Origin of the sequence: Campylobacter parajejuni (genome assembly GCF_046764905.1) — a bacterium.
Taxonomy (GTDB): domain Bacteria; phylum Campylobacterota; class Campylobacteria; order Campylobacterales; family Campylobacteraceae; genus Campylobacter_D.
Genome location: NZ_JBKORB010000001.1, coordinates 285,863 through 305,974 on the forward strand (window position 1 = coordinate 285,863; position 20,112 = coordinate 305,974).

21 protein-coding genes, 1 tRNA gene and 1 pseudogene are annotated in these 20,112 nt (G+C 32.6%); 9 read left to right on the forward strand and 14 right to left on the reverse strand.

Annotation, left to right across the window (positions count from 1 at the left end; all coding sequences use genetic code 11):
* Positions 1-44 precede the first annotated feature (44 nt).
* From ACLL8X_RS01425 to ACLL8X_RS01440, 4 genes are read left to right on the forward strand one after another with little or no spacing between them, the layout of a single operon-like run.
* Complete coding sequence (locus ACLL8X_RS01425; protein ID WP_411989167.1) at positions 45-671, forward strand: 5-formyltetrahydrofolate cyclo-ligase; 627 nt, start codon at positions 45-47, stop codon at positions 669-671.
* Positions 592-2,145, forward strand: a complete 1,554-nt coding sequence (gene rny / locus ACLL8X_RS01430) for a ribonuclease Y (protein WP_411989168.1) — start codon at positions 592-594, stop codon at positions 2,143-2,145. The genes ACLL8X_RS01425 and rny overlap by 80 nt, the downstream gene beginning before the upstream one ends.
* 9 nt (positions 2,146-2,154) lie before the next feature.
* Positions 2,155-2,712, forward strand: coding sequence for a DedA family protein (locus tag ACLL8X_RS01435; protein ID WP_411989169.1), 558 nt, complete (start codon positions 2,155-2,157; stop codon positions 2,710-2,712).
* On the forward strand, positions 2,712-3,971 hold the full coding sequence (locus tag ACLL8X_RS01440) for a ComEC/Rec2 family competence protein (protein ID WP_411989170.1): 1,260 nt from the start codon (positions 2,712-2,714) through the stop codon (positions 3,969-3,971). Before ACLL8X_RS01435 ends, ACLL8X_RS01440 begins: the two co-directional genes overlap by 1 nt.
* Here the strand turns inward: ACLL8X_RS01440 and ACLL8X_RS01445 are convergent.
* Genes ACLL8X_RS01445 through ACLL8X_RS01455 form a run of 3 tightly spaced genes read right to left on the reverse strand, consistent with a single transcriptional unit; the run spans position 3,915 to position 6,837 of the window.
* Positions 3,915-4,721 (reverse strand): YihY/virulence factor BrkB family protein, encoded by an 807-nt coding sequence (locus ACLL8X_RS01445; RefSeq protein ID WP_411989171.1) that lies wholly within the window; start codon positions 4,719-4,721, stop codon positions 3,915-3,917. The genes ACLL8X_RS01440 and ACLL8X_RS01445 overlap by 57 nt on opposite strands.
* 4 nt (positions 4,722-4,725) lie before the next feature.
* Positions 4,726-6,108, reverse strand: coding sequence for an FAD-linked oxidase C-terminal domain-containing protein (locus tag ACLL8X_RS01450; RefSeq protein WP_411989172.1), 1,383 nt, complete (start codon positions 6,106-6,108; stop codon positions 4,726-4,728).
* 3 nt (positions 6,109-6,111) lie between these two features.
* A complete protein-coding gene (locus ACLL8X_RS01455; RefSeq protein ID WP_411989173.1) occupies positions 6,112-6,837 on the reverse strand; it encodes a plasminogen-binding N-terminal domain-containing protein in 726 nt (241 codons plus the stop codon).
* A gap of 120 nt (positions 6,838-6,957) precedes the next feature.
* On the opposite strand from ACLL8X_RS01455, the gene pgp5 reads away from it, so the two are divergent.
* Positions 6,958-8,118: a peptidoglycan metallopeptidase Pgp5 gene (gene pgp5, locus ACLL8X_RS01460; RefSeq protein WP_411989174.1), complete on the forward strand. Its 1,161-nt coding sequence runs from the start codon at positions 6,958-6,960 to the stop codon at positions 8,116-8,118.
* On the opposite strand, the gene ACLL8X_RS01465 is transcribed toward pgp5, so the two are convergent.
* Genes ACLL8X_RS01465 through ACLL8X_RS01480 form a run of 4 tightly spaced genes read right to left on the reverse strand, consistent with a single transcriptional unit; the run spans position 8,115 to position 12,139 of the window.
* Positions 8,115-8,318, reverse strand: coding sequence for a hypothetical protein (locus ACLL8X_RS01465; protein WP_411989175.1), 204 nt, complete (start codon positions 8,316-8,318; stop codon positions 8,115-8,117). The two genes, pgp5 and ACLL8X_RS01465, sit on opposite strands and share 4 nt — an antisense overlap.
* A gap of 1 nt (position 8,319) precedes the next feature.
* Positions 8,320-9,000, reverse strand: coding sequence for a purine nucleoside phosphorylase YfiH/LACC1 family protein (locus ACLL8X_RS01470; protein ID WP_411989176.1), 681 nt, complete (start codon positions 8,998-9,000; stop codon positions 8,320-8,322).
* Entirely contained in the window at positions 8,964-9,575 is a 612-nt protein-coding gene (gene ribE, locus ACLL8X_RS01475; RefSeq protein WP_411989177.1) for a riboflavin synthase, read from the reverse strand. The genes ACLL8X_RS01470 and ribE overlap by 37 nt, the downstream gene beginning before the upstream one ends.
* 8 nt (positions 9,576-9,583) lie before the next feature.
* Positions 9,584-12,139 carry a translocation/assembly module TamB domain-containing protein gene (locus tag ACLL8X_RS01480; protein WP_411989178.1) on the reverse strand — a complete coding sequence of 852 codons (2,556 nt, stop codon included), beginning with the start codon at positions 12,137-12,139 and terminating at the stop codon, positions 9,584-9,586.
* 162 nt (positions 12,140-12,301) lie between these two features.
* On the opposite strand from ACLL8X_RS01480, the gene groES reads away from it, so the two are divergent.
* Together groES and groL are read left to right on the forward strand one after the other, a co-directional pair.
* Positions 12,302-12,562 carry a co-chaperone GroES gene (groES, locus tag ACLL8X_RS01485; protein ID WP_411989179.1) on the forward strand — a complete coding sequence of 87 codons (261 nt, stop codon included), beginning with the start codon at positions 12,302-12,304 and terminating at the stop codon, positions 12,560-12,562.
* Positions 12,563-12,575: 13 nt separating this feature from the next.
* Positions 12,576-14,213: a chaperonin GroEL gene (gene groL, locus ACLL8X_RS01490; RefSeq protein WP_411989180.1), complete on the forward strand. Its 1,638-nt coding sequence runs from the start codon at positions 12,576-12,578 to the stop codon at positions 14,211-14,213.
* 35 nt (positions 14,214-14,248) lie between these two features.
* Here the strand turns inward: groL and ACLL8X_RS01495 are convergent, their stop codons facing one another.
* The 4 genes from ACLL8X_RS01495 to dccR all read right to left on the reverse strand — a co-directional run bounded on the left by ACLL8X_RS01495 (position 14,249) and on the right by dccR (position 16,792).
* Positions 14,249-14,491: a sodium:pantothenate symporter gene (locus ACLL8X_RS01495; protein WP_411989181.1), complete on the reverse strand. Its 243-nt coding sequence runs from the start codon at positions 14,489-14,491 to the stop codon at positions 14,249-14,251.
* Positions 14,482-14,697, reverse strand: a complete 216-nt coding sequence (locus tag ACLL8X_RS01500; protein WP_411989182.1) for a hypothetical protein — start codon at positions 14,695-14,697, stop codon at positions 14,482-14,484. The genes ACLL8X_RS01495 and ACLL8X_RS01500 overlap by 10 nt, the downstream gene beginning before the upstream one ends.
* Before the next feature lie 231 nt (positions 14,698-14,928).
* Positions 14,929-16,134 carry a two-component system sensor histidine kinase DccS gene (gene dccS, locus ACLL8X_RS01505; protein WP_411989183.1) on the reverse strand — a complete coding sequence of 402 codons (1,206 nt, stop codon included), beginning with the start codon at positions 16,132-16,134 and terminating at the stop codon, positions 14,929-14,931.
* Complete coding sequence (gene dccR / locus ACLL8X_RS01510; RefSeq protein WP_411989184.1) at positions 16,127-16,792, reverse strand: two-component system response regulator DccR; 666 nt, start codon at positions 16,790-16,792, stop codon at positions 16,127-16,129. The genes dccS and dccR overlap by 8 nt, the downstream gene beginning before the upstream one ends.
* 144 nt (positions 16,793-16,936) lie before the next feature.
* Between dccR and ACLL8X_RS01515 the strand changes: the two genes are divergently transcribed.
* Both ACLL8X_RS01515 and ACLL8X_RS01520 read left to right on the forward strand, forming a co-directional pair.
* Positions 16,937-17,536, forward strand: a complete 600-nt coding sequence (locus ACLL8X_RS01515) for a bacteriohemerythrin (RefSeq protein WP_411989185.1) — start codon at positions 16,937-16,939, stop codon at positions 17,534-17,536.
* 12 nt (positions 17,537-17,548) lie between these two features.
* Positions 17,549-17,788: pseudogene (locus tag ACLL8X_RS01520) on the forward strand (ribbon-helix-helix protein, CopG family); the annotation flags it as partial.
* Between the two features lie 209 nt (positions 17,789-17,997).
* Here the strand turns inward: ACLL8X_RS01520 and ACLL8X_RS01525 are convergent.
* The 3 genes from ACLL8X_RS01525 to ACLL8X_RS01535 all read right to left on the reverse strand — a co-directional run bounded on the left by ACLL8X_RS01525 (position 17,998) and on the right by ACLL8X_RS01535 (position 20,079).
* A tRNA-Asn gene (locus ACLL8X_RS01525) sits at positions 17,998-18,072 on the reverse strand.
* A gap of 88 nt (positions 18,073-18,160) precedes the next feature.
* Entirely contained in the window at positions 18,161-19,408 is a 1,248-nt protein-coding gene (locus ACLL8X_RS01530) for an ArsS family sensor histidine kinase (protein WP_411989186.1), read from the reverse strand.
* Positions 19,405-20,079 carry a response regulator transcription factor gene (locus tag ACLL8X_RS01535; RefSeq protein WP_411989187.1) on the reverse strand — a complete coding sequence of 225 codons (675 nt, stop codon included), beginning with the start codon at positions 20,077-20,079 and terminating at the stop codon, positions 19,405-19,407. Before ACLL8X_RS01535 ends, ACLL8X_RS01530 begins: the two co-directional genes overlap by 4 nt.
* Positions 20,080-20,112 lie beyond the last annotated feature (33 nt).

Sequence of the window (20,112 nt, forward strand, 5' to 3'; positions counted from 1 at the left end):
AATGCTAAAATTATACCACAACTAAGCTAATTAAAGGCATATAAATGAAAAAAACAGATTTTAGGACCTTACAAAAAATACGCCTCTTAAAACATTCAAAACTCAATTTCAAACAAGATTTTAAAGTATTTAAAGAATGTTTAAAAATAATAAAACAACTCAAGGCTAAAAATATTTTAATTTTCATTCCCTTATCTTACGAGCCTAATTTAGTGAAATTTCGCCCTATTCTTAATAGAAATTGCAAACTTTTTGTTCCATTTATGCAAGATAAAAGTTTAAAAATTGTAAAATTAAGATTGCCTTTTGTTAAAAAAAGCTTTGGGGTTTTAGAGCCTAAGAATTCTTTTTTTAAAGCAAAAATTGATTTAGCTATTGTGCCTGTAATAGGTGTCGATAAAAATTTAAAAAGAATAGGACACGGGCAGGGTTTTTATGATAGATTTTTTGAAAATTTATCTTACAAACCTTATATAGTATTTGTCCAAAGTATAGATGCTTTAAGCTTGGAAAATTTAACGCAAAAGCACGATATTTCAGGAAAAATATATTTAAACCCTTATAAAAAATATTACAAGAAAGAAAGAAAAAATGATAGAAGCACTTATCGCACTTATAGCCGCTATAATGGGGCTGGGTATAGGGTATTTAGTCGCAAAAAAAATCAATGATGCCAAATATGAAATTTTCGTAGAACAAGCCAAAGCTAAGGCTAAAGCCATAGAATACGAAGCTGAGCTTATTTTAAAGGATGCAAAAAATTCCATTCTCAATGCAGAATTAGAAGTCAAAAAAAAATACGAAGAAAAAAGTCATAAAATTCAAAAAGATTTTAATCAAAAACTTGATGAATTTTCTAAAAAAGAACAAAAACTAAAGCAAGAACAAGAAAAATTAGAAAATGACAAAGAGCAGGTTTTTAAATCCCAAAAACACATTCAAGATTTGCAAGCAGATGTGGATAAATTGCAAGTGCGTTATCAAGAAAAACTTAATGACACTTTGAAAATTTTAGAGCATACTGCTGGACTTACCCAAGATGAAGCCAAAGAGCTTATCCTTAAAAAAGTAGAAGAAAATTCTCGCAAACAAATCGCACATATAGTAAGAAAATACGAAGAAGAAGCCAAAAACGAAGCTAAAAGAAAGGCTAATTTTATCCTAGCTCAGGCTACTTCTCGTTTTGCAGGGGAATTTGCAGCTGAAAGGCTTATTAATGTCGTTAATATCAAAAGCGATGAGCTTAAAGGGCGTATCATAGGCAAAGAAGGGCGTAATGTCAAAACCCTAGAAATGGTTTTAGGCGTGGATATTATCATCGATGATACTCCGGGTGCTATTATAGTCAGTTGCTTTAATCTTTATCGCCGTGCTATTGCGACTAAGGTTATAGAACTTTTAGTTGAAGACGGTCGAATTCAACCTGCGCGCATAGAAGAAATTTATGAAAAAGTTTGTAAAGAATTTGATAGTGCTATTTTAGAAGAAGGACAAACCATAGCAATGGATTTGGGACTAAGCAAAATACATCCTGAAATCATCAAACTCATAGGAAAGCTAAAATACAGAGCTAGTTACGGACAAAATGCCCTAGCACACTCTTTAGAAGTGGCACACTTAGCAGGAATTATCGCAGCTGAGTGCGGCGGGGATGAAAATTTAGCCCGTCGGGCAGGGATTTTGCACGATATAGGAAAGGCACTTACTCATGATTTTGAAGGCTCTCATGTGGATTTAGGTGCAGAACTTTGCAAAAGATATAAAGAACATCCCGTTGTGATTAATGCCATCTATGCCCACCACGGACACGAAGAAGCTACTAGTGTGGAAGCTGCCGCTGTGTGTGCAGCAGATACTCTTAGTGCTGCAAGACCGGGTGCTAGAAGGGAAGTTTTAGAAGCTTTCTTAAAAAGAGTAAGCGAACTTGAAGACATTGCCAAAAGCAAAGAAGGCATTAAAAACGCCTATGCCATCAATGCCGGAAGAGAAATTCGCGTCATAGCCAACGCAAAATTAATCAATGACGATGAAAGTGTGCTTTTGGCTAAAGAAATAGCGGCTGAAATTCAAGAAAAAATGCAATATCCGGGCGAAATCAAAGTCAATGTTATACGCGAGCTTAGAGCTGTGGAATACGCTAAATAAAGGGCTTTTATGCAAGATATGATTGATACTTTAATCCAATACGGCTATATAGTTTTATTTTTTTATTCTTTAGGGGGTGGAATGGTTGGAATTTTAGCCGCTGGGGTATTAAGCTCTCAAGGCAAAATGGAGCTTAGTCTTTGCATTGCCCTTGCTTTTATTGCCAATACTTTGGGTTCAACCTTGCTTTTTATACTTGGAAAATACTATAAAAAAGACCTTATGCCTTATTTTAAAAAACATCGCCGCAAACTCGCTCTTGCTATGATAAAAACCAAACAACACGGAGTTATCTTACTCATCACTCAAAAATTTATTTATGGCTTAAAAACTTTCATCCCCATAGCCGCAGGTATAGCAAAATATAATTTTATGAAATTTGCACTTATTAATACCCTAGCGAGTTTGGCTTGGGCTGTTATTTTAGGCTTTGGAGCTTATAGCTTTGGCTATATCATCGAAAAAATCTTTAATGAGCTAGGCTCCTATCCTTATGCTCCGCCTTTGTTTTTACTCGTCTTAGCACTAGGAATTTGGCTTTATTTGGCTAAATTTTCCAAAAAATAATGCCCCTATGGAATTCTTTTTATGTGGCTTTTAAGGAAGTTCGTTTTTTATTTTTATTTGCCCTTGTTATTTTTGTTTTTAATATTTTTTTAGAATATAACCGTTTTTTAACTTTCAAAGAAAATAAACATCATTTCATAGAACAAGCAAGACTCATTCACAGCTACGAAAAATACAATAAAAACAATAAAAAATACTGGGTTTTAAAAATACAAAGCAAAGATTTTTCATTCTACACCACAAGCTTTAAAGATTTAAATTTAAGCAAAAATCAATATATAAATCTTAAAATCATCACGCATAATATCAGCTTCAAAGACTATCTTAGTAAAAATTTTTACGCACCTGCTTATGATTTTAAGCCCTTAAAAGACAAGGAGCAAAATATAATTATTTCTTATTTTCTTAATCAGCACCAAAATGAAAAAATGCGTGAATTTTACGGGGCTTTATTTTTTGGCTTAAGCGTATCTTTAGAACTCAGAAAGGATGTCAATTACTATGGAATAGCCCATCTTATAGCCATTAGCGGTTATCATATAGGCTTAATCTTTAGCCTTATTTTTTTTATTCTTGCTCCCCTTTATGGTTTTTTCCAAAAAAGATATTTTCCTTATAGAAATTTGCGTTTTGATTTAAGTATTTTAATTTTCATCTTGCTTTTAGCCTATGCTTATTTAATAGGCTTTATCCCTTCTTATACTCGTTCTTTAATTATGGCTTTTTGGGTTTTTTATTTGCTTTGTAAAAATATAAAAATTATCAATTTTCTCACTCTCTTTATAAGCATTTGTCTTTGTTTGGCTCTTTATCCTAGACTTTTGTTTAGCGTAGGCTTTTTATTTTCCATTTTAGGTGTTTTTTATATTTTTTTATATCTTCATCATTTTTCAAAGCACTTTAACAATCTTACAAATATTATTTTGCTTAATATTTGGACTTTTTTTGCTATGATTTTGCCCGTGCTTTATTTTTTTCCACTTATAAGCTATCAGCAGCTGTTGGGTATTGTGCTTAGTGGAATTTTTGTCATATTTTATCCTTTGGTGCTGTTTTTACATCTTATAAATTACGGCTCTTTGCTCGATTTGCTCCTAGATACATTTTTCAAATTTAAGCTTTATGGGACAAATATAAATATTCCTTTTTGGATTTTTATAGGCTATCTTTGCCTTTCTTTAAGCTCTATACGCTTTAAAGCTCTAGCTCTTTTTTGTGTTTTTGCGAATTTTATTCCCTTCATTATGATTGTGGCTTAGAAAAAAATAAAGCTTAAGCCCAAAAAGATAAATAATCCAAGAAATATAAATCCAAATGAAGAAAAAAAGTATGGTAGAAAAAGAACCATAAACACTGGCATAGGTTTTATTATATACCACATAATATACAAATAAATTCTTGCCTATATACCAAATAGCACCCGCTCCAAAGGAAACAAGGGCTAAACTCCTAAGCGTTCCTTTATAAACAGAGCTTGAATAAGATATAAAAAACAAAGCCCAAATAATCACAAAGGGTAAAATTTCAAAAAAATTAAAAGCTATTTTATAATCATCTAAAGTTTGTTGAATAAAACCTGAAATATAAAAACTAAGCCCAAGCCCCAAAGGCACAAGAGTTAAAAGAGTCCAATAAGAACTAATGCTGTGCCAAAGCCCCTTGGGCTCATTTTTTGTGATACGATTGATTACAAAATCATAACCCGAAAAAAAGGCTAAAGAAGTAAAAGCCATAGCAATAAGTCCTACTATGCCTAAATTGACACTATTTTTTAAAAAGGTATCAATATGCGCAGCAACGACATCTTGTTGGGTGGGTATTAAAAAAGCAAAAATCACTTGCTTGGCTTTTTCATAATAAGCCTTAAAGCTAGAAATTTGCGTAAAAACAGAAAAACATACGAATAAAATGGGTATTAAAGACAATATAGTATAAAAACTCAGTGCCGCTGCGTAGTTTAAAATTTCCTTATCCCGCAAAGCCGATAAAAGAGTAAAAAATTTTCTCAATGCCTTAAAGTCCCATTTTAAAAGGATTGAGTATGTTATTGGGGTCAAATGCTTTTTTAATATTTCTCATTAAATTCATTTCAGCTTCACTAAAGGCTAAATTCATAAAAGGTGCTTTAGAAAGCCCGATTCCGTGTTCTCCGCTTAAGGTTCCGCCCAAAGCTATGGTAAGCTTAAAAATCTCCTCCACAGCCTCATAACCCTTTTTTACCTGCTCTTTGTCGTTTTTATCCACTACCATAACATTAGTATGCACATTTCCATCCCCTGTATGACCAAAACAAGGAATTTTAAATCCGTATTTTTTTGAAATTTCATCTATGCCTTCAAGCAAAGCAGGTAATTTAGAGCGTGGCACGGTAATGTCTTCATTAAGCTTTAAAGTTCCATACGAAGCTATGCTTTGAGAACAATTTCTTCTAGCAAACCAAATATCAGCAGCTTCTTGCTCGTCTTTTGCTATTTTAAATTCAAGAGCACCCGCTTCTAAAAAATAATGCTTTAAATTTTTCAAATCTTCATCCACAGCTTCTTTTACATTACCATCCACATCCGCAATCAAAATAGCACCCGCTTCTACGGGTAAGCCTTTTTGAAATTTTTGCTCCACTGCTCTAATGCTAAGATTGTCTAAAAATTCCATAGACACGGGACTTACACCGCTAGCAAGACTTTTATAAACAGCATTCATAGCACTTTTTACACTCGGAAAAATAGCAAAAGCGGTTTTTTTAAATTGTGGTAAAGGAATAAGCTTTAAAGTAAGCTCACTTAAAACCGCCAAAGAACCCTCACTAGCAATTAAAATTCCTGCTAAATTATAACCCGCTACATCTTTGATGGTGCGTTTTCCTGCGCGAATGAGTTCTCCATTAGGCAAAATAGCCCTTAAAGCCATAACATAATCCTTAGTAATACCATATTTTGCTGCTCTCATTCCCCCAGCATTTTCACTAACATTCCCCCCTAAACTTGAATACTCCATACTCGCAGGGTCAGGTGGATAAAAAAGTCCATATTGGGCTACTTCTTTTTGCAAATGTATATTAATCACACCCGGTTGCACCACAGCGACTAAATTTTCCAAATCAATTTCTAAAATTTTATTCATATGCTTTTCAAAAGCAAGCACCACTCCACCACTTACAGCCAAAGCCCCTCCCGTAAAGCCTGAACCCGCACCGCGTGGGATAACTATAATGCTATTTTCATTACAAAATTTTAAAATTTGAGCTATATCTTCTTCGTTTCTTGGAAAAAGCACACCATCTGGCAAATAATGTTTTTTTGTCGCATCATAGCTATAAGCTCTTTGATGAATAGGGTCAAAATAAGCATTTTCATCCCCTAAAAGTTTTTTAAAATATTGCTTAAATTCGTCCTTCATGAATTATTGAACCTTAGAAAGATTGATTAAAGCATCATAGTATCTATAATAATTCCCTATCTCTTGAGAATTAAAGTCAAAAAAATTACTTTTATATCCGCCTATACGAGAATAAAAAGGAACTTGAACACTGCTTGGCTTACTTATAGGCACTTCATAAAGCTTATTAAAATCTTGACAATCTATAATTTCTGCCTTCTCTTCCAAGGCTACAAGCAAAATACCCACTGCATTATCATCACAAAATTGCCTAAAATCTGAACGCTTAGGAGAAAGAGTGGCACTTCTAATGAGTTGCGCCCCAAAAATATCAATATGCGTAAAATATATTTGTGGAAATTCTCTAACAAGCTGGTTATAAGTTTGCTCATCAGGAGCAATTACCAATCCTCTATCATAAAGAAAATTTAAAACGACCTCATCGCCTACCCTAGGTAAAACATTTGGCAAAGGCAAGGCATCTTGCTTAAGGGCTGAAAAAACACTAAATTCTAGTTTTGCCAAACCCCCTTCTTTAGCTATAACACTGGCTCTAGCTATAATGCTTTGTGAATTTTCAAAACGCTGCAATACCACACCACTTGAATAAAGTTTTATATCATCACTATCTTTAATAAAGCCATAAATATCATCAACCTTTACAAGTTCGCTTTTTATAGGTTTTAAATCAAATCCAACCGCAAAGAGACCAAGGTTTAAAGCTAAAAAACACACTATAGTTTTAAACAAATTTGCTCCTTAAATAAAAATTTCTAAAATTATAATCCTTTTTTGTTAAGCAATTGTAAGAAAAATAAAGTAAAATAAAGCTTTTAATTTCAAAATTCTTTTAAAAATTAGGGTTATTTCATGAAAAAATTATTGCTTTTATTTATTTTTGTTGTCCAAAGTTTTGCGATTTCAAGCGTTGAAGAGCTAACTTGGGACAATGGAGACACTTTGCTTAAATTTTTACAAAGAAATTCCATACCTATGTCGCTTTATTACGAACTTGACAGGGAAGACCAAGAATTAGCTTCTGATATAGCCTATAAAACAAAATATCAAATTTTAAAAGATGAAAACAATCATATAGAGCAGGTTTTAATCCCTATTAGCGATGATTTGCAAATTCACATTTATAAGGATAAAGATGGACAATACACTCTTACTTTTAGCCCTGTCTCTTATCAAAAAGAAGATAGAATTTTACATCTAACCCTTAAAAGCTCTGCCTATCAAGATGTCTATGAAGAAAGCAAAAGCAGCACACTAGCAAGGGCTATGGTGCGTGCTTTTCGTGGAGGTGTAAATTTTCGTAATATTCAAAAAGGCGATGAAGTTACTTTATACTATGAACAAAAAAGGCGTATGGGAAAGCTTTGGGGGGATATTAATATCAAAATGGCAGTGGTAGAAATCAATAAAAATGCCAGAGAAGTTTTTTCTTATAATGATATATTTTATGATCGTGATGGCAAAGAACTAGAATCTTTTTTGCTTACAAAACCTGTTAATTACACTAGAATTTCTTCTTCTTTCACAACAGCAAGATATCATCCTATACTTAAAAAATACAGGGCGCATTTGGGTATTGACTACGCTGCTCCTACAGGAACGCCTGTGAAAAGTGCTGGAAAAGGAGTGATTACCTTTGTAGGCACAAAAGGCGGATATGGAAATGTCATTCAGATAAAACACGACTCAGGTTATATGACTTTATATGGTCATCTAAGCCGCTTTGCCAAGATTAAAAATGGGCAAAAAGTCAATCAAGGACAAGTGATTGCCTATGTGGGTTCAACAGGGATGAGTACGGGTCCGCATTTGCATTTTGGAGTGTATTTAAACAACAAAGCCATCAATCCAGCATCCGTTGTAAAAATCGCTAAGTCTGAACTAAGTGGAAAGGCTAAAGAGAATTTTAAAAGTATTATAACTACTTATGAACAAGTTGTTAAACAAGCCTTAGCTTCTAATCAACCCAATCCTCCAAAAGAAGAAGATTTTGAAAATTATATAGAATTTTAATTACTTAATAATGCCTTATCTTTTGCATTGATTAAAGAATTTAAAAGTCCTATAAGCTCTTCTTTTTCTTTGCTCTCAATTTCAAAAAATTCCCCATCAACAAGTTGCTTAACCAAGGCTTCATTTAACAAATCCCCATCGCCAAATTCCCTTGCTTTTTGAACGATTTTTAACACCCTTAAATCTTTTCTTTCATACATTTTAACCCTTTAAATAAATTACACTTACAAAACGCTTAAGCGTTTTATCACGGCGATAAGAAAAAAAGCTCCTATCATCAAAGCTACAAATTCCGCAATCTTTAATGTTTTTTATACCCAAATTTTGTGCTTGAAATTGGACTAAAGCCTTTAAATCAAGTTTATTATCTTGAACAAATTCTTTAAATTCTTTTTTAGCAAATTCTAAAATTTCTCCATCTATTTCATAGTTTTTAGCACAAATTCCGGGCAAAATAAAAAGATGAAATTTCATCTTGTCTAAATGCGGATTTTGCGTAGCAATTTGACTCATAGCTTCTTTTAAAATATTTTCAAAACTTCCTTTTCTACCCGAATGCAAAGCTGCTATAATTCCACTTTCGTGCCATAAAATTAAGGGCAAACAATCCGCACTTAAAACACAAAGAGCGGTGTTTTTTTCTTTGCTTACAAGTCCATCGCAGCAAAGTTCTTTTAAATTTTCATCATAAATTAAAACTTTATTAGAATGAATTTGCTCCATAAAAATACATTTTTTAAGGTCTTTAAAACCCAAATGAGAAAATAAATTTTCATCATAAATTTTAGCCCTAAAAGCACTATAATCCTTATCATAAGCACAAAAAATACCCACCCTATCATTGTCTAATACAGATAAGAAATTCTCTCTATCTCTTCCCACGATAATCCTTGTTTTTTATCCTTAACTTGTGTATAAATATAACGAGCAAGTAAATCGCTTTCTATATTGATTTTCCTGCCTATTTTATAGTCTTTAAACAAAGTTTCCCTAAAGGTAATAGGTATAATAGTAAGCCTTATGCAATCTTGCAAAACTTCATTGATAGTAAGGCTAACCCCATCTACACCTACGCTTCCTTTTGCCGCCATAAATTTCATAGCTTCCCTAGGCAAAGCTATATAAAAATCCACCCCATTTTCATCCTGCTTTAAGTCTTCAAGCGTGCCGATAAAATCAATATGCCCTTGCATAAGATGCCCATCAATTCTATCGCCATATCTTAAAGCCGGTTCTATATGAACCTTATCTTTTAAATTTTCTAAGGCTATATGAGTGCGACTTTCCCTAGAAAGCTCCACTTCAAAACCATCATCATAAAGCTTTGTAACACTAAGACAAGCCCCATTTACCGCTATACTATCACCAAGCCTAGGACGATATTTTGCTTTTAAATTTAAAATATGATTTTGATAGGATTTAACCCAAGCGATTTCTCTTATAAGCCCATTAAACATCTTTTGCCTTAAAAAATTTTATTGAGTAGTTTATTGACCGCTTTATCAACTTTATCTCCTGTATCTTTAGCACCCTTATCTCTATCACCTTTACTCGCACCGCCACCCACTATATTTTTAATAGAATTTAACACACTACCCGCATTTAAATTAACCTTAGGATTTTGCGTAGTTCCTGTGATACTTCCCTTAAAATTAGCCCTATCAAGCCTTATATCAAAAGGTAAATTTAAAGCACCGCTTTTAGAATTTAAAGCACCCGCTTGAATTAAAACATAAGAACGCTCCGCTTGCATATTAAGGTCAAGTTTGATATTTTCTTTTTGAATCAAAGCCTTAGCATTAGCAGTATGATAAACATCATTTGTAATATCTTTTAATGTTAAAATTTTTAAAGCATTGGTGATGAGATTAGCTTTTAACTTACCCTCTTTCATATCCAAATTTACCTCTCCTTCTTCGCTTAAAAGATTATAATTTGCCTTCACATCTGCCTTACCTTGATAAACATCCATAAAATCTAAACCTTGAGCCAAGCTACTTAAATCCACCCCACTTAACTCGGCAAATAAAAGATTGTCTTTAAGTGTGCTATTAAGTTTTCCTTCAAATAAATTAGGGCTATTTACAATCCCATTTAAACTCTTATCAAAGCCTATTTTTCCATTAAATTCAGCCCTACCCTTAAGCTTTCTATCTAGCAAAAAGCCTAATTTGGAAAAATCATTCACAGCCAAGATAAAATCAGAATCTAAAACCTTTTTATTAATATCAAAACTTCCTTTAAGGCTATTAAGATTTGCTAAAGAAGAATGAAGGCTAGTTTCAAACTGAGCTATATTATTTTGTAAATCAACCTTAGCATTTAAATCATAATTTGTTTTATCTGGGAATTTTTTATCCAATATTTTGCTTAAAACCGAAGCATTTAAAATACCCTTAGCCTGTAAATTTACCTTGCCATTGAGCTTATTAAAGTCCATATTATCTAAGTTAGCCTTAGCATTAATTATCCCGCTAGCATAATTTGGCATACCCACTATAACAAAAAGCTTGGATAAATCGAGCTTATCAATGTTTAATTCCAGCTTTTGACCCTTTGAAATCGCTCTAAGTGTTCCATCTGCTATTTTTGCATTAGCGTCTAAATTTTGTATTTGAGTGTCTAAGATATGGGCTTTTGCATTAAGCTCTGCCTTGCCTTGTAAATTCTGCCCAGCAATAGCACTAAATGCGGATAAATCATCGATAAAAGCGTTTAAATCTGCATTTAACTCACTATTTTTTAAATTATAAGTTCCATTCAATTTTTTGATATTAAGCAAATTTGAAGCTAAGATGGCATTATAAGAAATATTGCTGTTTTTGGCATTTGCCTTAGCATTAAGGGTGAAAATTGTATTTGGAAGCTCTATTTTAGCTATTTTTTTAAGCTCATTAGTGTTTAATTTTGCGTTATTAATCTTAGCTTCAATATCAAAATTTGAAAAATCCAAATCCGCATTAGAAAGCTTGGCATTTAAGTTGCCATTAATCAATCCTCCATATCCTGCAAGGGCTAATATTTTCTCTAAACTTGCATTATTAACATCTGCAAAAAGCTTATTATTAGCTAAGTTAGCCTTTACCTCCCCGCCAAGTCCTATGATTTGAGCATTTAAACTTGTTAAAATATTATTTACAATACTAGTTTCGCCACTTACACCCAAACTCCCATTTAATCTAGTTTTTGTAAGCTTTTCAAGCTTTGCAAGAGAAGGGATGTTTAAATTAAAATCCGTATTTAAAGCGTTTTTGGGAATATCATAAAGAGTTTTTTGAGTTTGTAAAACAAGATAGTCATTATAAATCTTACTCATAGCATAAATTTTATCATTTTTAATATTGGCTAAAATTTCCGCCTTAGGATTGGAATTCTCAGGCAAAACTAAAGAAAAATCTTTTTTTATTTGCTCATAGTTGATATAACTTGTATCAAGTTTTATGATAATATTTCCATCAGGTTTTAAATCTTGTGCTGAAATTTTACTGGCTATATCCAAAGTTCCCTTAGCCAAAGTTCCTTTTCCAAAAAGCGCTAACAAATCAGCAATTTGAATATCGTTCGCATTTAAATTTAAAGCAATAGGAGAATAATCATAAATTCTAGCATTTAAAAGCACATTCGAGCCAAATAAATAGCCCTTTCCGTCCAATGCAAAATCACTAGCTTTTCCTTGAATTTTGCCGTTAAAAACAAGGTTTTGATTTAAATTTAAACCCAAATTTTTAGCATAATTTTGGTCTAAAGCGATGGTATAATCCAAGTCAAAACCAAGCCTAAAAAGACTTAAATTTCCCTCCAGCTTCAAATCAGCCATATTTGCAAGATTTGCCTTAAGATTAAGACTTGAAAAACGCAAATTAAAATGCGTGATATTCACATCAAGCCCTGTGTTTTCTTTAAGCTTTTTTTGTGCAATATCTGCGACCATAGCATTACCAAAACTTGTAAAAAGTAAGGTATAAAGAGCAATTAAAAGCAGAGCAATAAAAGCCGTGATACCATAAAAAAACTTTTTCATTTTTTATCCTTTAGTTTATTTTATAAATAAACTTTAGTCTATTTAGCTAAAGTTTTATAAATATTTTTACTTAAAGTATTGACAAAATTCATTTTTTATAGTATGATTTCATCACTCTAAATTAAAGAGTGCTAACAAATCAATTTTTTAAGGATGGACAAAATGAATTTTCAACCTTTAGGAAAGCGTGTTTTAGTAAAACGCGTAGAAGAAACCAAAACAACAGCTTCGGGCATAATTATACCAGATAATGCTAAAGAAAAACCTTTAATGGGCGAAGTCGTAGCAGTCAGCAAAGAAGTGAGCGATATTGCTAACGGAGATAAAATCGTATTTGCTAAATACGGCGGAACGGAAATCAAACTGGACAATAGCGAGTATTTGGTTTTAAATTTAGACGATATTTTAGGAATTTTAAAATAAAAAAGGATAAAAAATGGCAAAAGAAATTATTTTTTCAGATGAAGCAAGAAATAAACTTTATGAAGGTGTTAAAAAACTTAACGATGCAGTAAAGGTTACAATGGGACCACGTGGACGCAATGTTTTAATCCAAAAAAGCTTTGGCGCTCCTTCTATCACTAAAGACGGCGTGAGTGTGGCTAAAGAAGTAGAGCTTAAAGATGGACTTGAAAATATGGGTGCTTCACTTGTAAGAGAAGTTGCAAGCAAAACAGCAGACCAAGCAGGCGATGGCACAACCACAGCGACCGTTTTGGCTCACGCTATTTTTAAAGAAGGCTTAAGAAATATCACAGCAGGAGCTAATCCTATCGAAGTGAAAAGAGGTATGGATAAGGCTTGTGAAGCGATTGTAGGGGAACTTAAAAAGCTTTCTCGCGAAGTAAAAGATAAAAAAGAAATCGCACAAGTTGCTACAATTTCAGCAAATTCCGATGAAAAAATCGGCAGTTTAATCGCTGATGCTATGGAAAAAGTGGGTAAAGATGGGGTTATCACGGTTGAAGAAGCAAAATCTATCAATGATGAATTAAGTGTAGTTGAAGGTATGCAATTTGACAGAGGTTATTTAAGCCCTTATTTCATCACCAATACAGAAAAAATGACTACCGAACTTTCAAATCCTTATATCCTGCTTTTTGATAAGAAAATTGCGAATTTAAAAGATTTATTACCTGTATTAGAACAAATTCAAAAAACAGGCAAACCACTCTTAATCATAGCTGAAGATATAGAAGGCGAAGCGCTTGCAACCTTAGTTGTAAATAAATTGCGTGGAGTGCTAAACATTTCAGCCGTTAAAGCACCGGGTTTTGGCGATAGAAGAAAGGCTATGCTTGAAGATATAGCGATTTTAACAGGGGGCGAAGTGATAGCTGAAGAGCTTGGAAGAACGCTTGAGAGTGCGACTATACAAGATTTAGGACAAGCTTCTAGTGTAATCATTGATAAAGACAACACCACCATAGTCAATGGTGCGGGCGAAAAAGCTAACATAGACGCTAGGGTAAATCAAATCAAAGCTCAAATTGCTGAAACAACTTCAGATTATGATAGAGAAAAACTTCAAGAAAGGCTAGCTAAACTCAGTGGCGGAGTGGCTCTTATCAAGGTAGGTGCAGCAACTGAAACTGAAATGAAAGAGAAAAAAGACCGCGTTGATGATGCTTTAAGTGCGACTAAGGCAGCAGTTGAAGAAGGTATAGTCATAGGTGGCGGTGCGGCTTTAATCAAAGCAAAATCAAAAATCAAACTTGATTTAAAAGGCGATGAAGCCATAGGTGCGGCGATTGTGGAAAGAGCCTTAAGAGCGCCTTTAAGACAAATCGCTGAAAATGCGGGATTTGACGCAGGAGTAGTTGTCAATGGTGTGGAGAATTCTAAGGATGAAAATATAGGCTTTGACGCAGCAAAAGGCGAGTATGTAGATATGATACAAAGTGGTATCATAGACCCTGTCAAAGTAGAAAGAATAGCCCTACTCAACGCTGTTTCAGTAGCTAGTATGCTTTTAACCACAGAAGCGACCATTAGCGAAATCAAAGAAGACAAACCTGCTATGCCTGATATGAGTGGTATGGGAGGAATGGGTGGTATGGGCGGCATGATGTAAGCCCTACTACGAATAATCAGCAAATTCCTTGCTGATTATTTCTTTTTAAACTGCCAAATTTTATAAGATACAAAAAATAAAATCAAAAAAACAAGAAAATTAAAATACGCATTAAAAATCTGCCAAGATACGATAAAAGACAATACTATAATCACGCCATAAAAATTTGCAAAGCGAGTCATTTGCCTAAAAGTCTTCGCATTTATCAAAATATACTCTAAAAATAAAAGTGAAATTAAGATACAAAGATTGCTTAAATCATTGTGTGTCAATGACATCCCCTACAAGGTGGTCTTCCTATGTATGTTTGCTCTGCAACACCTGGTGCATTAGCATACGAAATGCCATAACCCATACCAAGCCTTATTAAAGCAGCAATAGGCACAGCCCTATCTTCTTTTTGTTCTTCGGCATATTTACAAACAGCTTGCATAGCTGTATAAGACAAACATAAAGCTATAAGATAAATCAAACTTTTTTTCATGGTTCATTTTCTTTCTTTGCAAATTGTGAAATTCTACTTTATATTTAATAAATTTAATATTAATTATCAAAAATTTATTTTATTTTATGAGATTAAATATCTATAATAAAGCTTTTCTAATAAATTTGTTTTATAGAAAAATAAATTTTTATTGATAATAACTATTATAAAATGAGAAAGTGTTTATAGAGAGTTTCAAGCAAGTGGATGCAAAAATTTTATTGTCCTTTTTCAAATCTTCTTTGCACTCCAGCTTAACTCAAAAATACTCCCTTGATTTTCCACTGATTTGCAAGTGATTTTAATACCATTATCATCGCATATTTTTTTAACCAAAGAAAGACCTATGCCAAAACCTCCCCGCTCCTTGTTAAATCTAGTATAGCGTTCAAAAATATGTTTTAAATTTGAGCTAGAAATTCCACAACCCGTATCAGCAATGCTTAAAAAATTCTCTCGCAATTTTATAGCAATTTCTCCGCCTTTTTTATTATATTTGATTGCATTGCTTAAAAGATTGTCTATTAATTTAGAAATTTGATTTTTAGGTGCGAAAATATCCACCTTACACAAATCAAGCCTTAAAGCGATTTTCTTTTGCTCAAAAAAAAGCTTAAAATATTCTAATCTTTCTTCTAGCAGGCATTTTAAATCAAGCTCTTGACTTTTAGCTTCTAAGGTATTAGGAAAATTATAAAAAACAAGGTCAGAATACACTCCAGACAAGCTTTTTGCGGCAAGTTTTATCCTTATAAATTTAGCATTATTTCCCAAATTTTGCTTCTCAAGTTGCTCTATACTCATTAAAATAACACTCAATGGAGTATTTAGCTCATGCGTTGAATCTTTGATAAAGCGGTTAAGGGTAATGATTTTATCTTCTAAGGGTTTTAAGGCAATTTTTACCAAAATATAAGCGATGAAAGCCAATCCGCAAAATGCCATAATCGCAAAGCCAAAAACCTTCATCCTAATCCAAAAAAGCTCCCCGCTAAGGTCTTCGCCTTGTATTAAAATTTGCAAACCATCATTAACTCTTGCTTCTTCATTGCCACTATGTCTTAAAAAATAATAATCCGTTCTCATAGGAGCAAGAAGAAAAACCTTATCATCATAAATCCCCCTGCCCTTAAGTTCTATCTGTGCTTTTCTTGGGTCAAAATCTATATTGCTAAAAATAATCTTTTTAGCATCAAATATGGCAAATTTCAAAGAAGTGCTTTGAGCGATACTTTTGGCACTAAGCTTTATAGGAGTAAAGCGGGAATTTACAATGCTTATGACAATATTTCTATGATTTTCTCTTAAAGAAACTCCTTTTAAAATAATCAATTCTTCGTATAATTTTTGATACCATAACGCAAAAAAAATAGTCAAAAAAATACCTGTGGTTGTTAGGTAAATGAGTAAAATTTGCCTGATGACCTTTTTAGCCATAGCAATATCCCCTACCCCTTTGATTGATAATTTTTTCTTTCCCTAAAATCTTGCGTAAATTTTTCACATAAGCCCTTAAACTCAGCTCACTAGGCTCTTCATCGTAATCCCAAAGTTCTTCAAAAATTCTCTCTACGCTTAAAAAATTATTTTTATTTTTAAGCAACAAAGACAAAAGCCTAAGCTCTTTGCTTGGCAAAGCTAAAGCCTTATCATTACAATAAAGAATTTGCGAGGTAAATTCAAATCTAAATCCATCGCCTAAATCTTCAAAATCTTCATTTTTATGAGAAAAAGCCCTTTTAAGCAAAGCTTTAACACGAATAGAAAGTTCAGCAAGTTCAAAAGGTTTTTTGATATAATCATCACAACCCGCTTCAAAACCTTCTTTTAAGTCGGCTGTCGTATTTAAAGAAGTCATAAAAATCGCCGGACTTTGTTTTCCGCTTTTTCGCAATTCTTTAAGCAAAGAAAACCCATCTCCTAAAGGCACTTTCACATCCAAAATCCAAATATCAAAATGCTTTTCATAAGCCAAATTTAAAGCTTCTTGTGCGTTATCACACAAAGACACTTCATATCCTTCATCACTCAAAAATTCTTCAATAATTTCACTCAAACTCAAATCATCTTCTAAAAGTAAAATTTTAGCCGCCATATTTCACACTTTTTTTAAATTTCCAATCTCTTGCGTGTCATTGTATCGAAATTCTTGTCAAATATTTAATAAAATTTCATTTTTATTTAATTTATTTTTATCTATAATCCTTAATACAGATGAATTTTTCCTTAAGGAGTGAAAATGCTTCCAAAATGGGATAATAGCTATAGTGTGCATAATGCCAAAATCGATGAACAGCACAAAAAACTTTTTGAACTTGCTGCAAAAGTTGAAATTGTATCGGATAGGTCTGTCAGCAAAAATGAAGTAAAAGAGCTTTTGGCTGAATTTTTTAACTATATGAAAGACCATTTTAATGATGAAGAAAAATATATGCAGCTAATAGGCTATCCAAATTTTGAAGAACATCGTAAGATACACAAAGAAATTATCCAAACTATGATTAATTTAATTAAAGATATCAAATCAACCAATGACCTTAAAGAAAAGCTTTATATAGTGGCTAAAAAATGGCTTTTAGAACACATATTGTATGAAGATATGAAAGTTGAAAAATGGAGAAGCTCTTCTTTATCCACAGATGAAGGTGATGATGTTAGTTTTGAAGCAGTAGAAGATGAAGATGACGAATACCCACAATTTTATCTTTACATTTGCAATTGTCCAAATAAATTTCACGATGTTCCTTATAGCATTCATCAAAAAATAGAATTGCAAGGTCGTAAATTTACTTGCAAAACTTGCAAACAAGCTATTAAATTTCACAAAAAACATTCATAAGAAGGATGAAAAATGAAACAAAATGTAAAAACTTATTCCCTTAGAATGCCTTTAGAACTCAAAGAACGCTTAGATAATTTAAGCAAAAATCTTTCTAAACCAAAATCAGCCATAGTAAAAGAAGCAATAGAGGCTTATCTTAATGAAATCGAAGATTTTTCTTTTGCTGTCAATGCCCTAGAAGAACTCAAAGATGGGGATTATCAAAAGGCGAGTAAAAAAATAGATAAAATTGTTAAAAATCTTCAAGAAGATTCTAATAGTAGTGAATTTGGGGATTTTGATTTTGCCATTGAAGCTTTAGAAGAGCTCAAAGATGGGGATTATCAAAAGGCGAGTAAAAAAATAGATAAAATTGTTAAAAATCTCAAAAAAACAGAATAAAAAAACTTTATCACAAAATGTGATAAAGGCTCGTTTAAATTTTAATTAAAATACTTTATGAATACAAAATGGAGTTGTGGCTCCGGATGTAGGATTCGAACCTACGACCAAGCGGTTAACAGCCGCCTACTCTACCGCTGAGCTAATCCGGAATATTCAAAAACAAAATGTGATTATAGTAAAATTAAAAAACTTTGTCAAGGAATTTTTATATAAAAATACATTTTTTATAAAATCAAGCTATTCTTTAACAATAACGCTTTTTAACTTTCTAAAATAAAACAAATTTACCCCCTCTTCATACAAATAATCAAGCTTCATTCCGTGCGTTTCTAAAATAGTATTGACTATATAAAGCCCCAGTCCAAAACTTGATTTTTGCTTTGAGCCTTGAGTGAAAGCTTGAGTATAGTATTCTAAGGTATTATTTAGCTCAGGACCACGATTTTTAAAACAAATATAATCATCGCTAATATTGATTTCCACAAAACCATCTTCAGAATGCTTAATACCGTTATCTATCATATTTTTAATCGCCGTAGTAAAGAGTTTAAAATCCACATTGACAAAAAAGCTTTCTTCCATAAAAATGCGTATATTATTATCATCTCGCATTGCAATTTCTTTAGCCTCATCTAAAACATCTAAAAGATTGTATTTTTTTCTATTTATAAAGGCGGCTCCTGAAGTGATTTGCTCAATAGCAGCAAATTCATTAATAAGAATTTCAAGCCTAGTAAAAACCCCATTTAAACGCTCTTTATATTTATTATCTTCTATCATTTCTAAGGTCAAAAGACCCTTAGTGATAGGCGTTTTAAGCTCATGCATAATATTTCTTAAAAAAAATTGACGCGATTGATTGAGTTTGCGAATTTGAACGATGGCTTGATAAAAAGCTTCACTCACTTGTGAAATTTCATCCACTCCCGTGCTTACATCTTCTATATCACTTAGTTTTCCTTGTGCGAATTTATCGATTTGTTTTTTAAGTCTTTTAAGCGGTTTTAATTTTTTAAAGATATAAATATAAAGTAACACAAGTATGCAAATCATAGCCACAGCTATGGCTTTAAAAATAAAATATCTATAAGTTTGATAATCTTGGTCTTTGTATAAATAAACCTTACCATCATAAATGATATTTAAATACACCTGCCTATCATAAGAAATAATTTCAATCAAACCATTATTCACTTCAACTCTGGCTAAAACCTCACCCCTAAAAAGAACTTTACGGATTTGCTTGGGCTGTGAAATTTCGTCCATTTTATTATAATTTTTCGTTTGCTCTTCAAATTCTCTTTCGCTAATCACTCCTGCAAAATTTAAAAGTCTGGCATTGGCTATGAGAGAATATTTTGTATTTAATTCCCTTGTGTAATTTTGCTGGTCGTATTCTATAAGCCACAAAAAGCCCAATATAACACTAACTCCAGCAAAAATAAAAATAAAAGTTATAGTGTAAAAAATCGAAGATTTATTCATTGAGTGAGTTTATAGCCTATTCCACGGATAGAATGGATATATTTTGGAGTTTTAGGGTCATCGCCCATTTTTTGACGAATTCTACTGATGATAACATCTATGCTTTTATTAGAACTATCCTCGCTAATAGAAGAGCAATTATACACAAGCTCCTCACGGCTCACCACCCCGCCTTCTTTTTTAATCAAATAGCTCAAAATATCAAATTCAGCATTGGTTAAAGTAAGCTCTTGCCCTTTCATAGTAATAATGTGTTTATAAGGGTCATAAACAAGTTCTTTTACGCTTTTTGCTATGGCACTTTTTGTGTTAGAAATGCGTCTTAAATGACTTTTAATTCTAGCTTGAAGCTCCTTAGGATTATAAGGCTTAGGCAAATAATCATCCGCACCCAGCTCTAAAGCATTGACCTTATCGCTAATATCGTGTCTCGCACTTGAAATAATAATAGGCGTATCGTATTTTTTGCGAATTTCTTCACAAACCTCAAGCCCATCAAGTCCGGGCAAAGAAAGGTCTAAAATGATAAGTTGATATTCTTTTAAAGCAAGCTTAGAAAGCCCTATATAAGGCTCGTGAGCTATATCGACCTTCATATCAAATTTTTCTAAATATTCTGCTGTAATTTCGGCTAGTTCTAAATCATCTTCTATCATAAGGATATTTGTCATAGTATTCCTTTATTTTAAACTTGGTTTTAATTT

Bases quoted from the DNA above. Each gene is read 5' to 3' on its own strand.
- ACLL8X_RS01465 (WP_411989175.1), bottom strand. From the start codon at position 8,318: ATGTATGAAAGAAAAGATTTAAGGGTGTTAAAAATCGTTCAAAAAGCA.
- ACLL8X_RS01535 (WP_411989187.1), bottom strand. From the start codon at position 20,079: ATGACAAATATCCTTATGATAGAAGATGATTTAGAACTAGCCGAAATT.
- groL (WP_411989180.1), top strand. From the start codon at position 12,576: ATGGCAAAAGAAATTATTTTTTCAGATGAAGCAAGAAATAAACTTTAT.
- ACLL8X_RS01435 (WP_411989169.1), top strand. From the start codon at position 2,155: ATGCAAGATATGATTGATACTTTAATCCAATACGGCTATATAGTTTTA.
- ribE (WP_411989177.1), bottom strand. From the start codon at position 9,575: ATGTTTAATGGGCTTATAAGAGAAATCGCTTGGGTTAAATCCTATCAA.
- ACLL8X_RS01515 (WP_411989185.1), top strand. From the start codon at position 16,937: ATGCTTCCAAAATGGGATAATAGCTATAGTGTGCATAATGCCAAAATC.
- ACLL8X_RS01440 (WP_411989170.1), top strand. From the start codon at position 2,712: ATGCCCCTATGGAATTCTTTTTATGTGGCTTTTAAGGAAGTTCGTTTT.
- ACLL8X_RS01480 (WP_411989178.1), bottom strand. From the start codon at position 12,139: ATGAAAAAGTTTTTTTATGGTATCACGGCTTTTATTGCTCTGCTTTTA.
- pgp5 (WP_411989174.1), top strand. From the start codon at position 6,958: ATGAAAAAATTATTGCTTTTATTTATTTTTGTTGTCCAAAGTTTTGCG.
- ACLL8X_RS01495 (WP_411989181.1), bottom strand. From the start codon at position 14,491: ATGTCATTGACACACAATGATTTAAGCAATCTTTGTATCTTAATTTCA.
- ACLL8X_RS01450 (WP_411989172.1), bottom strand. From the start codon at position 6,108: ATGAAGGACGAATTTAAGCAATATTTTAAAAAACTTTTAGGGGATGAA.
- ACLL8X_RS01530 (WP_411989186.1), bottom strand. From the start codon at position 19,408: ATGAATAAATCTTCGATTTTTTACACTATAACTTTTATTTTTATTTTT.
- dccS (WP_411989183.1), bottom strand. From the start codon at position 16,134: ATGGCTAAAAAGGTCATCAGGCAAATTTTACTCATTTACCTAACAACC.
- groES (WP_411989179.1), top strand. From the start codon at position 12,302: ATGAATTTTCAACCTTTAGGAAAGCGTGTTTTAGTAAAACGCGTAGAA.
- rny (WP_411989168.1), top strand. From the start codon at position 592: ATGATAGAAGCACTTATCGCACTTATAGCCGCTATAATGGGGCTGGGT.
- dccR (WP_411989184.1), bottom strand. From the start codon at position 16,792: ATGGCGGCTAAAATTTTACTTTTAGAAGATGATTTGAGTTTGAGTGAA.
- ACLL8X_RS01425 (WP_411989167.1), top strand. From the start codon at position 45: ATGAAAAAAACAGATTTTAGGACCTTACAAAAAATACGCCTCTTAAAA.
- ACLL8X_RS01500 (WP_411989182.1), bottom strand. From the start codon at position 14,697: ATGAAAAAAAGTTTGATTTATCTTATAGCTTTATGTTTGTCTTATACA.